The organism is Mycobacterium sp. 852014-50255_SCH5639931, assembly GCF_001665605.1.
Lineage (GTDB): Bacteria > Actinomycetota > Actinomycetes > Mycobacteriales > Mycobacteriaceae > Mycobacterium > Mycobacterium paraffinicum.
Genome location: NZ_LZSV01000021.1, coordinates 137,970 through 152,550 on the forward strand (window position 1 = coordinate 137,970; position 14,581 = coordinate 152,550).

The 14,581-nt window shown below is 68.8% G+C and carries 14 protein-coding genes and 1 pseudogene; 9 read left to right on the forward strand and 6 right to left on the reverse strand.

Translation table 11 applies throughout. The annotated features are described in order from the left end of the window. Positions 1-10: 10 nt before the first annotated feature. Genes eccD through eccE form a run of 3 tightly spaced genes read left to right on the forward strand, consistent with a single transcriptional unit; the run spans position 11 to position 3,854 of the window. Positions 11-1,474: a type VII secretion integral membrane protein EccD gene (eccD, locus tag A5758_RS13125; protein WP_156622616.1), complete on the forward strand. Its 1,464-nt coding sequence runs from the start codon at positions 11-13 to the stop codon at positions 1,472-1,474. Continuing rightward, positions 1,471-2,865, forward strand: a complete 1,395-nt coding sequence (gene mycP, locus A5758_RS13130) for a type VII secretion-associated serine protease mycosin (protein WP_067740501.1) — start codon at positions 1,471-1,473, stop codon at positions 2,863-2,865. The genes eccD and mycP overlap by 4 nt, the downstream gene beginning before the upstream one ends. Then, entirely contained in the window at positions 2,862-3,854 is a 993-nt protein-coding gene (gene eccE / locus A5758_RS13135) for a type VII secretion protein EccE (protein ID WP_067740503.1), read from the forward strand. The genes mycP and eccE overlap by 4 nt, the downstream gene beginning before the upstream one ends. On the opposite strand, the gene A5758_RS13140 is transcribed toward eccE, so the two are convergent. Then, positions 3,844-5,052 (reverse strand): alpha/beta hydrolase, encoded by a 1,209-nt coding sequence (locus A5758_RS13140; RefSeq protein ID WP_067740505.1) that lies wholly within the window; start codon positions 5,050-5,052, stop codon positions 3,844-3,846. The genes eccE and A5758_RS13140 overlap by 11 nt on opposite strands. A gap of 123 nt (positions 5,053-5,175) precedes the next feature. Between A5758_RS13140 and A5758_RS13145 the strand changes: the two genes are divergently transcribed. Continuing rightward, positions 5,176-5,961, forward strand: a complete 786-nt coding sequence (locus A5758_RS13145) for a trans-aconitate 2-methyltransferase (protein ID WP_067740507.1) — start codon at positions 5,176-5,178, stop codon at positions 5,959-5,961. Here the strand turns inward: A5758_RS13145 and A5758_RS13150 are convergent. Both A5758_RS13150 and bluB read right to left on the reverse strand, forming a co-directional pair. Further along, entirely contained in the window at positions 5,958-7,361 is a 1,404-nt protein-coding gene (locus A5758_RS13150) for a sulfatase (RefSeq protein WP_067740510.1), read from the reverse strand. The genes A5758_RS13145 and A5758_RS13150 overlap by 4 nt on opposite strands. 37 nt (positions 7,362-7,398) lie before the next feature. After that, positions 7,399-8,073: a 5,6-dimethylbenzimidazole synthase gene (gene bluB / locus A5758_RS13155; protein ID WP_067740512.1), complete on the reverse strand. Its 675-nt coding sequence runs from the start codon at positions 8,071-8,073 to the stop codon at positions 7,399-7,401. Positions 8,074-8,146: 73 nt separating this feature from the next. Between bluB and A5758_RS13160 the strand changes: the two genes are divergently transcribed. Next, a complete protein-coding gene (locus A5758_RS13160; protein ID WP_067207758.1) occupies positions 8,147-8,431 on the forward strand; it encodes a hypothetical protein in 285 nt (94 codons plus the stop codon). Here the strand turns inward: A5758_RS13160 and A5758_RS13165 are convergent. Then, positions 8,415-8,897, reverse strand: coding sequence for a hypothetical protein (locus tag A5758_RS13165; RefSeq protein WP_067740514.1), 483 nt, complete (start codon positions 8,895-8,897; stop codon positions 8,415-8,417). The two genes, A5758_RS13160 and A5758_RS13165, sit on opposite strands and share 17 nt — an antisense overlap. An 83-nt stretch (positions 8,898-8,980) precedes the next feature. Between A5758_RS13165 and A5758_RS13170 the strand changes: the two genes are divergently transcribed. Beyond that, positions 8,981-9,658 carry a phosphatase PAP2 family protein gene (locus tag A5758_RS13170; protein ID WP_067740516.1) on the forward strand — a complete coding sequence of 226 codons (678 nt, stop codon included), beginning with the start codon at positions 8,981-8,983 and terminating at the stop codon, positions 9,656-9,658. A gap of 59 nt (positions 9,659-9,717) precedes the next feature. Next, entirely contained in the window at positions 9,718-10,374 is a 657-nt protein-coding gene (locus tag A5758_RS13175) for a L,D-transpeptidase (protein WP_067207769.1), read from the forward strand. Positions 10,375-10,380: 6 nt separating this feature from the next. Here A5758_RS13175 and A5758_RS13180 read toward each other — a convergent pair whose 3' ends face one another. Both A5758_RS13180 and A5758_RS13185 read right to left on the reverse strand, forming a co-directional pair. Beyond that, complete coding sequence (locus A5758_RS13180) at positions 10,381-10,869, reverse strand: nuclear transport factor 2 family protein (protein ID WP_197503928.1); 489 nt, start codon at positions 10,867-10,869, stop codon at positions 10,381-10,383. 107 nt (positions 10,870-10,976) lie between these two features. Continuing rightward, a complete protein-coding gene (locus tag A5758_RS13185) occupies positions 10,977-11,618 on the reverse strand; it encodes a TetR/AcrR family transcriptional regulator (protein ID WP_067207775.1) in 642 nt (213 codons plus the stop codon). Positions 11,619-11,656: 38 nt separating this feature from the next. Between A5758_RS13185 and A5758_RS13190 the strand changes: the two genes are divergently transcribed. Together A5758_RS13190 and A5758_RS13195 are read left to right on the forward strand one after the other, a co-directional pair. Beyond that, on the forward strand, positions 11,657-12,880 hold the full coding sequence (locus tag A5758_RS13190) for a hypothetical protein (protein WP_067740520.1): 1,224 nt from the start codon (positions 11,657-11,659) through the stop codon (positions 12,878-12,880). A gap of 157 nt (positions 12,881-13,037) precedes the next feature. Beyond that, positions 13,038-14,501 (forward strand): annotated as a pseudogene (locus tag A5758_RS13195) (Hsp70 family protein); the annotation flags it as partial. Positions 14,502-14,581 lie beyond the last annotated feature (80 nt).

A 14,581-nucleotide genomic window follows, 5' to 3' on the forward strand; every position in this document is an offset into this window, starting at 1 on the left:
TGTTTCAGGTATGGCCCCAGCGTGTTTCGAGGGTCCGGTGACGTCCGGCGCCGTGATGCCGATCGTCCGCGTGGCAATCCTCGCGGACAGCAGGCTGACGGAAATGGCGTTGCCCGCCGAGCTGCCGCTGCGGGAAATCCTGCCCGCCGTCCAGCGTTTGGTGGTTCCCGCGACAGCGAACGGCGACTCCGACGACACCGCCCGAGGGACGGCCGACCTCGGCGCGGCGACCCAACTGAGTCTCGCCCCGATCGGCGGCGCGCCGTTCAGCCTGGACGCCAGCCTGGACACCGTCGGGGTCGTGGACGGTGATCTGCTGGCGTTGCAGCCCGTGCCCGTCGGACAGGCGGCTCCCGGCATCGTCGAGGACATCGCCGACGCCGCCATGATCTTCTCGAACTCACGGCGCAAGCCTTGGGGCGCAACGCATATCCAGCGTGGCGCGCTGGCCGCGGTGATCGCCGTCGCGTTCCTGGCCACCGGACTCTCGGTCACCTATCGCGTCGCCACCGGCGCGCTGGCCGGGCTGGTCGTGGTCAGCGCGGTCGCGGCGGTGACCGCGATCGTCGGCTTGCTGGTCGCGGCGCGCTCGCCGCGCACCGGGTCGGCGTGCGCGATCGCCGCGCTGGTGCCGATCGGTGCCGCGCTGGCATTGGCGGTGCCCGGACGGTTCGGATCTGCGCACATCATGCTCGCCGCGGCCGGCGTGACCGCATGGTCGCTGATCGCCCTGATGGTGCCCAGCGCGGAGCGGGAGCGCATCGTCGGATTCTTCACCGCGACCGCGGTGGTGGGAGCGGGGGTGCTGCTGGCCGCCGGCGCCGGGGTGCTCTGGCACCAGCGGCCGCTCGCCATCGGCTGCGGGCTGATCGTCGCGGCGCTGCTGGTCACCGTCGAGGCGGCTCAGCTCTCGGCGCTGTGGGCGCGCTTCCCGCTGCCGGTCATCCCGGCGCCTGGCGACCCCGCCCCCTCGGCCCCCTCGTTGCGGGTGCTCGAGGATCTGCCGCGGCGGGTGCGGATCAGCGATGCCCATCAGAACGGATTCATCGCTGCCGCAGTGCTGCTCAGTGTCCTGGGCTCGGTGGCGATCGCACTGCGCCCCGAGGCGCTGAGCGGTGTGGGCTGGTACGTCCTGGGCGCCACGGCGGCAACATCCGTCCTGCGCGCCCGGGTATGGGATTCGGCCGCGTGCAAGGCGTGGCTGCTCGCGCAGCCCTACCTGGCCGGGGGCGTCCTGCTGGTGCTCTACACCGCGACCGGGCGCTTCGGCGCCGCCCTTGGTGCGGCGCTGGTGCTCGTCGTGCTGGCCGTGGTGTGGATAGTGGTGGCCCTCAACCCGCGCATCGCCGAGCCGGAGAGCTATTCGCTTCCGGTGCGCCGGCTGGTGGGCTTCGTCGCGGCCGGGCTCGACGCGTCACTCATCCCCGTCATGGCCTACCTGGTCGGCATCTTCACCTGGATACTCAATCGATGATTCGGTCCGGATTTGCCTGTCTCGCGGCGGCTTCGGCGGTCGTGCTGTGGACGTGTCCGTCGGCGTTGGCCATCGATCAGCCGAAGGTCGATCCGGGCGTCCCGCCGCCGAGCGGGGCCCCCGGCCCCGTGCAGCCAATGGAGCAGCGCGGCCCGTGCAGCGTCTCCGGGGTCATCCCCGGCAGCGATCCCGCGGCCGTCACGCCCAGCCAGGCGACGCTGAATCTGTCTGGGGCATGGCAATTCTCGCGTGGTGACGGCCAGGTGGTGGCGGTGCTCGACACGGGGGTGCGGCCGGGTCCGCGGCTGCCCAACGTCGATCCGGGTGGTGACTTCGTCGAGACGACCGACGGCCTGACCGACTGCGACGGCCACGGCACCCTGGTGGCCGGCCTCATCGCCGGCCAGCCCGGCGACGACGGTTTTGCCGGCGTGGCGCCCGCGGCGCGCGTGGTGTCGATCAGGACGACGTCGGCCAAGTACTCACCCCGCACCCCCGGCGGCGACCCGCTGATGGCGCGGGCGTCGTCGGACGTCGCCACGCTGAGCCGCGCGATCGTGCACGCGGCCGACCTCGGCGCCAGGGTGATCGACATCTCCACGCTCACTTGCCTGCCCGCCGACCGGCCCGTCGACCAGGCCGCCCTCGGCGCGGCGATTCGCTACGCCGCGGTGGAGAAGGACGCGGTGATCGTGGCCGCCGCCGGCAACACCGGTCCGACCGGATCGGTCGCCGGCGGCACGTCCTGCGAGTCCAACCCGCTCACCGACCTGAGCCACCCGGACGATCCGCGCAACTGGGCCGGTGTCACCTCGATCTCCATCCCGTCCGTGTGGCAGCCGTACGTGCTGTCGGTGGCCTCCCTGACACCGGACGGGCAACCGTCGAAGTTCACCATGGCCGGGCCGTGGGTGGGCATCGCGGCGCCGGGCGAACGGATCGTGTCGGTCAGCAACGCCGACGGCGGCGGCCTGGCCAACGGGCTGCCCGATGAGCATCAGCAAGAGGTGGCCCTGAGCGGCACCAGCTATGCGGCCGGCTATGTGGCCGGCGTCGCGGCGCTGGTCCGCAGCAAGTACCCCGACCTCAACGCCACACAGATCGTGCATCGCATCACCGCGACTGCGCACAATGGCGCCCGGGCGCCGTCCAACGTCGTCGGTACCGGCAGCGTGGACCCGGTGGCGGCCTTGACCTGGCAACTGCCCGTAGGCAATCAGGCTCCAGCGGCGCCGGTCAAGCCGGTCGCCGTCCCGCCGGCACCCGCGCCCAAGGACACCACCCCGCGGACCGTGGCGCTGGCCGGAACCGCCGCGCTGGCTGTGCTTGTCGCAGTCGCGGGCGCGGTCGCCGCCACCGCCACCCGCCGACGAAAGGACCCCACCCCGTGAGCCTGCAGCGCTGGACACCCATCCCCGGACCCGGCCGAATCACGCTGGCTTTGCTGGCCGTCGTCCCGGCGGTGATGGCCTACCCCTGGCGGTCGCCGCGCGATTACTGGCTGCTCGGCATCGCCGCGGTCGTCGTGCTCGTGCTGTTCGGCTGCTGGCGCGGTTTGTATTTCACCACGCTGCTGCGCCGCCGGCTGGCGATCATGGGACGCGGCGAGGTGACGGCACCCGAATCCGCTTCTGCCACCGCGACAACCGCGCTGCTGCGGGTCGGGGCGCCGGGTGGCGACGCGGCCGATGCACTGCCGCTGCCCTTGATCGCCCGCTACCTGGACCGTTACGGCATCCGCGCGGACAAGGTCCGGATCACCAGTCGCGACAACGCATCCGATGCGTCCAGGCGCGAGACGTGGATCGGGCTCACGATATCGGCTACCGACAACCTGGCCGCGCTGCGCGCCCGCTCCGCGCGCATCCCGTTGGATGAGACCGCACAGGTGGCGGCGCGCCGGCTGGCTGACCACCTGCGGGAGCTCGGCTGGGAAGTCAGCAGCGTCGCGCCCGACGACGTCCCGCGGTTGCTCACCTCCAACCCCCGCGAGACGTGGTCCGCGGTGCAGCGCGGCGCATCGGATTACCTTGCGGCATACCAGGTTAAGGTCAACGGTGAGTTGGCCGAGACCCTGGAGTCGATCCGGGCTTATGCGGCGCGGGAGACGTGCATGGCGCTGGAGATCGCCGGCGACGGGATCCACAACACCGTTGCGGCCGCGTGTGCCTTCCTGACCGACACGCCACCGGAGCGGACCGTGCCGGTGTCCGGGCTGATCCCGCAGCGCGGCAATCACCGGCCGGCGCTCGAGGCGCTGGATCTGTTGTCCACGCGGCGGCTGGACGGGCACACCGATGCCCCAGCGGCCCTGCTGGCGGAGCTGGACTGGCCGACGCTGCCGGACGGGGCACCGTCGACCGAACCCGTTAGAACATAACGGTCTGCAGGAACGCGGTCATCCGGCGCAGATAGTCCAGCTGGCTGACGTGTAGCACGTGGCTGCCCGGAAACCAGTGCAGCGCACAATGATCCCAATGTTCCCACAGCTTGACGGCATGATCCGGCGGCGCCATCCGATCGCCGAGCCCGGTGATGATCATCCGCCTGTCCTTGTCCAGCAGCGGCCGATAGGTCAGCGGGCAGTGGTAGGACAGGCCGTCCCATAACTCCGCGCGGCTGATGTGCGACAACCGCAGCCCCAGCCGCACGAGTTTGTTGGCCGGAAACCATTCGTCGAACAGAGTCGCCGGGGTGACGACGGGACAGTTCGGGATGACGGCCTCGAGCCGGTCGTCGACCGAGGCCACCAGCGCCGAGGTGTAACCACCCAGCGATATCCCGGTCAGCGCGATACGGTCGACGCCGGTGCCGCGCAGGTAATCGACGATGGACCGGAAGTCGTGCACGGCCTGGGCCATCGACTCCGCGAAACCGCTGAGACCGCCGGCGAAATAGCCGAAACCGCTGAACGGCGAAAGCCTTTCGGCGCGCTTGCCGTGAAACGGCAGGGTATACATCAGGACGTCGTAACCGGACCGGTAGTACCACGGCAGCGCGAAGAACCGCCCGTTGGCCAGATACGACGACCCCATGAAGCCGTGGATGACACACAGCGTGGGACGCGGCCCGTCGTCGTGGCGCCAGTGCTGCGCGCGCACGGTGTTGTTGGACTTCCACGCGCCCCACTGCTCGCGCATCGCGGGGTTGATGGCCGTGAAGCTGCTTTCGAACGCGATGTTTTCCACCGTGCCGCCGGCGACCCACTCGGTCAGCGGGCTGGCCGGTCGTGACGTGACCCGCGGCGGTTCGGTCGGCGCGGGAAACGACTTCACCGGGTCGCGCTGCGCGCCCAGCTCGGCGTAGAAGTTCAGGTTCGCGCGCTCGGCGCCGGCATCGGTGTGCCGCAGGGAAGCGGCGAGTACGGCCGGGGCCACCGTCGCGGTAAGCAGCGACGACACCCAGGTGCGCAGGGCGAGGTCGCCGATGGCGGAGCCCTCGACTACCATGCGCTGGCGGGGGGACAACGCGGAATTCGGGGGCAATCCGCCGACGTCGAGCGGTACGTCAGCGCCCTTGAATGCACCGGGAATGTCCGGAACGGGAATGGGCGGATCAATCGAAGTGTCGGGCGCCACGAACGCCGATGCTAACCGGCCGGCGCCGCTCCCGGGGCCACTTGGGCAGCGCCGGGGCGCCATGCGGTAATACGGTTGGTCTATCTGCCGACTAGTGACGGCGCGTTGATCAGGAGGACCGACATGTGGGATCCAGATGTCTACCTGGCCTTTGCGGATCATCGCAGCCGGCCCTTCTACGACCTGCTGTCACGGGTGGGGGCCGAGCGGGCCCGGCGGGTCGTCGATCTCGGTTGCGGGCCCGGCCACCTGACCAAGTACCTGTCGCGGCGCTGGCCGGAAGCGGTGATCGAGGCGATGGATACCTCGCCGGAGATGGTCGCCGCCGCAAAGGAACGCGGCATCGAGGCCGTCGTCGGCGACTTGCGGGACTGGAAGCCCAAGCCCGATACCGACGTCGTGGTCAGCAACGCCGCCCTGCATTGGGTGCCCGAGCACGCCGACCTGCTGGTCCGCTGGGTGGACGAGCTGCCCGCCGGCTCGTGGATCGCCGTCCAGATTCCCGGCAACTTCGAGACGCCGTCACACGCCACGGTGCGGACATTGGCCCGGCGTGAGCCCTACGCAAAAGCGATGCGTGACATACCGTTTCGTGTCGGTGCCGTGGTGCAACCGCCGATTCAGTATGCCAACCTGCTGCTGGACGCCGGATGCAGGGTCGACGTCTGGGAGACCACCTACCTGCACCAGTTGTCCGGTGACAATCCGGTGCTGGAATGGATCACCGGGACGGCGCTGGTTCCGGTGCGCGAGCGGCTGAGCGCCGAAGACTGGGAGCGGTTCCGCGAGGAACTCATCCCGCTGCTCAACGACGCCTACCCGCCCCGGCCCGACGGCACGACGATCTTCCCGTTCCGGCGGGTGTTCATCGTCGCCGAGGTCGGCGGCTCGCGGCGCTCCGCCGGCTAACCGCTCGCTTCCTTCTCGATGCCCCGTTCGGCAGCTATCGCCGAGCGGGAGGTCGGCTTCATCCGATGAATCTGCAGATACGTCTCGGTATAACGCGCCGAGATGCGGGTGCCGGCGAACTCCGACGGGATGACGTCACCGGTGCGCTGGCGCCAATCATGAAGCTGGACAGCTAGATCCGCCGCGATCTTGTCCGCACCCGCGACGTCACCGGCCAGCAGGTTGGTGGTCTCGGTGGGATCGGTGCGCAGATCGTAGAGTTCGCGCTCCGGGCGCGGGCCGGTGACGAACGGTGCCACCGCCATGCCGGACGGGCTCTCCTCGATATCCAACGGCAGGTCGAGCAGCGGCCGGGGCACGTAGTTCTCGATGTAGCTGTATTCCTTGGTGCGAATCGCGCGGATGGGATCGAAGGAGTCGTGATAGGTCTTCGTCGTGTACACGTGGTCTCGGACCGGCACGGTGTGCGGGTCCGGGGCGACCAGGGCACGCGCGTGCGACACGCCGTCGACATCGTCGGGAACGGCGAGGCCCAGCAGGCCGAGCAGCGTCGGCAGCAGGTCCACGCCGCTGAAGAGTTCGTCGTACACGCGCGGGGTCAGGGCCCGGCCGGTGGGGGGCCGGATGATCATGCCGATGCCGGTTCCCGCGTCGTACAGCGTGGATTTCGCGCGGGGGAACGCCGGGCCGTGATCGGTGAAGAACACCACCCAGGTGGTGGCGTCCAACCCGGTTTCGGCCAGCGTGTCCAGCAGCCGGCCGACCGCGGCGTCGGCCGTCGCGATCGCCCCGTAGAAGCTGGCGAGGTCGCCGCGCACCTCGGGGGTGTCGGGTAGGTAGTCGGGCGGGTCGACCTCCGCGGTGTCCGCCGGTTCGTAGCGGTCCCGCGGATACGGCCGGTGCGTCTCGAAGAAGCCGGCGGTCAACAGGAACGGCTGGCCCGCGAGATCTTCGGTGCCGTCACGCAGCCACTCGCCCGCCTTGCCCACCACGTACTCGCAGTACGAGTTCGACACGTCGAACTCGTCGAAGCCCAGCCGCTGCGGGTAGGACGTCTCGTGCTGCATGCCGAAAAGCGCCGAGTACCAACCCGCGTCGGTCAATATCTGGGGCAGGGTGCGCACGCCGGTGCGGTATTCCCAGCCGTGGTGCGCCAGCCCGATGAGGCCGTTGGTCTGCGGGTAGCGGCCGGTGAACAGCGACCCGCGCGACGGCGAGCACAGCGGCGCGGTGGCGTGCGCCCTGGTGAACAGGATGCCCTCGGCGGCAAGGCGGTCCAGCCGGGGGCTGGAGACGTCCGGGTGGCCGTAGACGCCCAGATAGCGCCCCAGGTCGTGCCAGTGCACGATTAGCACGTTGTCCTGTCGGTCGGCTGCTTCGCCCGGCGCCAATTGCGTCACCTCTCCAATTTGCCCGCGACCGGCGACGATACCGCAGCTACTCGGGGGGACCCTGGGCGCGCCGACTCCAGCGGTTCTCGCAGACGAACTCCGAGAGTGGGCGGGCGACGGCCCAGCCGTCCAGTTCCAACGCGGGCCGATCGGGGAATTCGGGCACCGGTCCCAGGCACAGAATGGCCACCGGCTCCGCCCCGGCGGGCATCTCGAGCAGGGCCGCCAACCGGTGTGGGTCGAACAGCGAAACCCAGCCCATGCCAAGGCCTTCGGAGCGCGCCGCCAGCCACAGATTCTGGATCGCGCACGACACCGACGCGAGGTCCATCTGCGGTAGCGTCCGCCGGCCGAACACGTGCCGCTCCCGGTCGTCGCCCAGCGCCACCACCAGAAGCTCGGCGCATTCCAGGATGCCTTCGACTTTCAGCGCCAAAAACTCCTTGCCCCGCTCGCCCAGGGCCGCGGCGGTGAGCAGGCGCTCTTCGTCGACGAGCGCGTGGATGCGCCGCCGCAGCCCGTCATCGGTGATCCGGATGAAACGCCACGGCTGCATCAGGCCGACGCTGGGCGCCGCGTGGGCCGCCTGCAGCAGGCGGGCCAGCACGTCCTCGGCCACCACGCCCGGTGAGAACCGGCGCATGTCCCGCCGTTCGGAGATCACCCGATAGACGGCCCGTCGCTCCTGCGGGCTGAAGCCCTCCTCGCTCACGGGAGTCATCGTAGGAAATCCGCGTTAGCGTGAACCCAGTCCGCAGCACGGACCCGGCGAACACCCGAGAAAGGAGTGTGTCGTGAAGCCCTTGGACGCACTCGACCAGCTGCCCACCGACCGCGCCGCCGGCCGCGTGTACGGCGAGCCCTATCAGACACCGGACGGCACCACCGTGATCCCCGTCGTCAAACCCCGCGGCGTCTTCGTCGTCCGCAACGGCGAGGCGTCCTGGACGCCCGCCGTGGACGGGAATCGAATCGCGCTGATCGGAGTGATGACCGGCCTGCTGGCGGCGGTGATCGGCAGCCTCGCGGTGCTGCGGCAGCCGCCCTGGCCGCGGATGACCGTCACGGACTATAGGTAACGCCGACCGCGCGAAAGACGTAGTCGGGCGGCATGTCGAAGGTCAGCGATCGCCGCGGCAGGGCGCTGAGCACGTCGGCCGGAATGGCGACCTTGTAGTGCAGCGACAGTTCGCCGCTGAACTTCGGGTCGACCCGATTGACGTCGACGTCGACCTGCAAACCGGTCGACGATATTTCGACCCGCGCGGAACCGCTGTTGTCCGCGTCCCAGCGGACATCGACGGTCGGGCCGGCCAGCCTGGGCAACATGGACAACGTGGCGAGCACCCGCTCGGAGCTGAACACCAGCGAACCCGTGTAGCTGGCGACGCTGTGCGGCAATCGCACGCCGGGGATGGCGCCGCGGAATCGCCGGGTCACCGGGACGTAGTCGGCAAGGTGGATAAGGCCTTCCGCCTCTACCTGCGCGTACACGTCGTCGGGCAGCTTGCCGATGCCGAACAACCTACGGACAAATACGGCCATGACGCCAGTATGGACCGGCGCCGGCGACCACGTGGTCAGGCCGCCTGCCGCTATGCGCGGCGCAGCTGGTATCCGTGGGGGTCATGACCCGATCGCGGATCATTCCGGCCGCCTGCATCGCCGTGACCGCTGTGGCGGTGTACGCGCTTATGTGGGTGGGTTACTCACAGGACTGGCACTGGCAGCAGCGCATGGACTGGTCACTGTTGGACGCCGCGCGCGACAGCGCGGTCAAACACCCGTTCTGGGTGCGGTTCTGGGCGGACGTTTCCTTTGCGCTGGGCCCGGTCCCGTTGCGGGTGCTGGGCACGGTGGCGGCGGTCGCCGCCCTGGTGGCGCGCCGGGTGCGGGCGGGGCTGCTGCTGTTGGCGTGCGCGCCGCTGAGCGGGCTCGTCACGCTGGCGGCCAAGACGCTGGTGGACCGGCCGCGGCCGTCGACCATGCTGGTGGCCGCGGCCGAGACATCGTTTCCGTCCGGGCACGCTCTGGAGGCGACTGCCGCGCTGCTCGCGGCGCTGTCCCTGGTGTTGCCGACGATGAACCGGGCGGTGCGCCGCGGTGCGGCCGCGCTGGTCGCGCTGAGCGTGCTGGCGGTGGGGGTCTCGCGGGTGGCGCTGAACGTGCACTACCCGTCCGATGTGTTGGCGGGCTGGTCGCTGGGCTACCTGTATTTCCTGCTGTGTTTCACGGTGATTCGGCCGTCGAGCCCGGCCTCCTCCCGAAAACCATGCGACGCGGGGGATTTGATCACGGCGCGGTGACCTAACCGGTTCTAAAGCTTTACTTGACCCCGTGCTGTGGGGGTTTGACGATAGAGGTCATGCGCCGACTGCTCGCTTCACTGTCCGCTTCGGCGTGCGCATTTTTCGCGTCGCTGGCGCTGGCGCCGATCGGTGCCGCGGCGGGTGCCCCCTGGTTCGCGAACGCCGTCGGCAATGCCACACAGGTGGTTTCGGTGATGAGCACCGGCGGGTCGAACGCAACGATGGACATCTATCAGCGCTCCGCCGCCGGGTGGCAGGCGTTGCGGACGGGGATTCCCACCCATGTCGGTTCGGAGGGTATGGCACCCCAGGCCAAGAGCGGGGTGCCGGCCACTCCGATGGGCGTGTACACCCTGGACTCCGCCTTCGGCACCGCGCCGAATCCCGGTACCGGACTGCCGTATACCCAGGTGGGCGCCAATCACTGGTGGAGCGGCGACGACCACAGCCCCACCTTCAACTCCATGCAGGTGTGCCAGAAGGCGCAGTGCCCGTTCAACACCGCCGAAAGCGAGAATCTGCAAATCCCGCAGTACAAGCACGCGGTCGTGATGGGCGTCAACAAGAACAAGACCCCGGGCGGCGGCTCGGCGTTCTTCTTCCACACCACAGACGGGAAACCCACCGAGGGATGCGTCGCTGTCGACGACGCTCAGCTGGTGTCGATCATGAAATGGCTGCGGCCCGGCGCGGTGATCGCCATCACCAAGTAGCGCGCGTCAGGCGTCGGTGGCCAGCGCGCGACCGGGCTTGAGCGTGAAGTTCATGCCCTCCAACGACATTGTGGCGTCGTAGGTTCGGTCGTACCCGGTCCCGCTGATCTTCCAGCCGGCGTCGGTGCGCCGGTAGGTGTCGCGGTAGAAGGCCGCACCGATCAGCATGAAGTTCAAGTCGGCGACGATCACCCGGTCCTGCAGATACCAACTGCCCGTTGCCGTATCGCCGTCGACGACGATGTCCGGATGGGTCACCCGGTGCTCGGTGATGACGTTGGCGGGCAGCGACGTACGCATGTACTCGACCAGGTCGTTGCGGTTGGTGAAGTGCAACTCGTTGCCGATCGACGGCCCGTAGTCGGCCTTGATGTCCTCGGCCAGCGTGTCGGCGAAGTCGTCCCAGTGCTTGGTGTCCAGCGCGCGCAGATACCGGTATTTGACGTGCTTGATGGCTTCGATATCGGCCAGTTCGTCGAGGGTGAGGGTGCTCATCCGGTCATTGCAGCACACGGTGATGAGCCGCCTGCGCTCGCATCGGAGAGCCGGCGTCGCCGAGACTTGAGCCACGGTCACATCGTGCGGCGTGTCCCGTGCGTGGTCTAAGTGTCGCGGTGGCCCCGACCCTCGGACAGGTAGCGGGTGACCATGTCGATCAGGGCGCGCCGTTCCAGGCTCCAGTCGATGGCCGTCCCGGTGACCATCTGCGCCAGCACCACGCCCCGCAGCGTGGCCCAGATGACTTCGGCCACACCGGCATTCGCCGGGTCGCCGGTGATCAGACGCCCCAGCTGCCCGATCGCGGCGTTCATCTCCAGCAGATGGCGCCGCGGCGACTCGCCCGGGCCGCCGCGGGTGGCCCGCAGGATCTCGAACGCCGCCATCGACGTCGGACTGCTGTAGCAGCTCCACGCGGTGTCGACGACCACCTCGATGCGCTCGCGCAGCGGCAACTCGCTGACATCGGCGGACGACAGGCTCTCGATCAGCCGGTCCACCCCGTCGTCCACGACGGCCATCAACAGGCCGTTGCGATCCCCGAAGTGATACTGGATGACGCCCCACGTCACGCCCGCGCGTTCGGCGACGTGCTTGGCGGTCGCGGCGGCGAAGCCCTCCTCCGTGATGCAGCGGACCGTCTCGTCGATGATCTTCGCGCGCGTGTCGTCGCCGCGCTTGCGCGGCGCCGTGGTGCGCCGGGTGGGGCCAACCGAACCCCCGGCCTGACCTGCAGCAATCGACATTGTTGACTTTATAACATAGCCGAGTCTATTTTTGGCCGGTGAGCCGATCCCGTTATGCGCGGTTGACCCGCGAGCAGCTGGCCGTCCTGGTTCCCGAACTGCTCTTGATCGGGCAACTGATCGACCGCTCGGGCATGGCCTGGTGCATCGGCGCGTTTGGTCGCGACGAGATGGTGCAGATCGCCATCGAGGAGTGGGCGGGCGCCAGCCCCATCTACACCCGGCGCATGCAGCGGGCACTCGACTTCGAGGGCAACGACGTGCCGACCATCTTCAAGGGGTTGCAGCTCGACATCGGCGCGCCACCGCAATTCATGGACTTCCGCTACACCGTGCACGACCGCTGGCACGGCGAATTCCACCTCGACCACTGCGGTGCGCTGCTCGACGTGGAGCCGATGGGTGAGAAGTACGTGTTCGGCATGTGTCACACCATCGAGGACCCGACCTTCGACGCCACCGCGGTGGCGACCAACGCCCGCGCCCAGGTGCGCCCCATCCACCGGCCGCCGCGGACACCAAAGGACCGCCAGCCGCACTGCGCGTGGACCGTCATCATCGACGAGTCCTATCCCGAGGCCCAGAGCATTCCCGCGTTGGACATCGTGCGCCAAACCCGAGCCGCCACATGGGAACTCGATCCGATCGACCGCTCCGGCGAGGGCAAGGCGGATTACTCCGGCCCGTTGCTGTCCGACTTCGACTTCGCCGGCTTCTCGCATTCGGCGCTGGTCCGAATGGCCGACGAGGTCTGTCTGCAGATGCACCTGCTCTACCTGTCGTTCGCCATCGCGGTGACCGCGCGCGCCGCCGACGACGCCCAGGCCGTGTCCTTGTGCACGCAAGGCCTCACCGGCATAGCGGGCGTGGCCGCCGAGCGCATTCACCGCGCGCTGGGGTTGCCGGGCGGCATCGAAGGCGTGTTGCAGGTGCTCGAACTGCACCCCCTGCTGAACCCCGCCGGCTACGTCTGCGCGGAGACGGCCAACCGGCTCGTGGTGCACCGCTCGCCGGCCCACGACGACGCCGCGTGGATCGCGCTGTGCTCACCCGAATCGGTGCAACCGCTGCAGGCGATCGCCACCGGCGTCGACCCGCACATCGAGGTCCGGGTCAGCGGCACGAACACCGACTGGACCGCGGAACTGGTCGAAACCGACGCCGCGGCCGCCGAACTGCCCGAGGTGTCGGTAACAAAGGTGAGCGGTGGAGCGACATTCCAGTTTGAGCCGAGACGATCACTGCCGCTGACCGTGGTGTAAGCGACCGCGTCAATTTGTCAAGGGGTCAGCGGTACCACTTCGGTGACGAGGTGGCATCGACCGGATACCGATGATGTTGCAAGCCATCGGTTTTGGGCGTGTCCGCGGCTATGGTTAACGCTGGCCACCGACCCCTATAGACGAAAGTTTTCGCTCTATGTACGACCCACTTGGGTTGTCGATCGGGACCACGAACCTGGTCGCTGCGCGCAACGAAAGTACACCGGTCACCCGGCGTTCGGTGCTGACGCTTTACCCGCACTGCGCGCCGGAAGTCGGCTTGCCCGAAGAGAATTCATATCTCGCCGAGCCCGGCGTGATGATGAAGGGCTTCGTCGAGCGCATCGGTGAATCGGTGGCGCTGGTGTCCGTTGACGGCTCCGCGCACGACCCGGAACTGCTGACGGTGGAGGCCCTGGACGCGATGGTGCGCGCCGCCGGCGCGGACGCGTCGTGCTCGGAGATCTCCATTGCCGTGCCCGCGTACTGGAAACCCGTTACGGTGCAGGCGTTGCGCGACGGTCTGCGGACGCATTTGGGATTCGTCCGCAGCGGCATGGCGCCCCGGCTCGTCTCGGACGCGATCGCGTCGTTGACCGCCGTGAAGTCCGAACTCGGCCTGCCCGACGAAGGCGTGGTGGGGCTGCTGGACTTCGGTGGCGGCGGTACATCGGCCACGCTGGTGAACGTCGCCGGCGATTTCGAACTCGTCACCGCGACAATGCGTTACGCGGCTCTGTCTGGCAACGAAATCGACCAGGAGCTGCTGCTGCGGGTCTTCGAGGAACTGGGTCGCGGCAGCGGTATCGACCCGGGCAGCACGGCCGCCGTCGGGCAACTCGGTGACCTCAGTGAACAGTGCCGGCTGGCCAAGGAGCGGCTGTCCACCGACGTGGTCACCGAAATCGCGGCCCATCTCGGCGAACGCAACTGCAGCTTCACGCTCAAGCGCGACGATCTCGAAGACCTGATGGCCGATCGGCTGACCGGCTTCATCTACGCCTTCGACGACATGCTGGTGCGCTACCGCAAGAACTGGGGGGACCTGGCTGCGGTGGTGACCGTCGGCGGGGGCGCATACATTCCGCTTGTCGCTGAACGGCTTTCGGTGCACGGACGCATCCCGGTCCTGACGCCGTCGCAGCCCGCACTCGCGGCGGCCTGCGGCGCGCTGCTGCTGGCGTCCCGCGGTGACGAGCTGAGCCTGCGCACGCGGACGTCGATCGGCGTGCTCGCGTCCGCCAACGCCACCAATGAGGTCGTCGACCTCGGTGCCGGCGACGTGCTGGTGATCGACGACGAGGCGTTGACGGATCGCGAATTGGCGTGGTCGCAGACCGAATACCCCGGCGACGTGCGGTTGCGGTTCGGCGGCGAAACCTATGACGAAGACGGCCCGTCCGGCTGGTCGATGCGCATGAACGTGATCGACCCGCCCCCGGACCGGCCGTGGCGCCGCCTTCGGTTGTCGCAGTTGATCATCGGCATGTCCGCCCTTGTGGCGATGACTGCGATCGGCGGCGTGGCCTACACGCTGACCGGCCTCGAAAACCGCCAGGCCCCGCCCTGTCTCTTATACACATCTCCGAGCCCACGAGACCCTAAGACATCTCGTATGCCGTCGTCTGCTTGAAAAAAAAAAGGGGGGGGGGGGGGGGGGGGGGGGGGGGGGGGGGGGGGGGGGGGGGGGGGGGGGGGGGG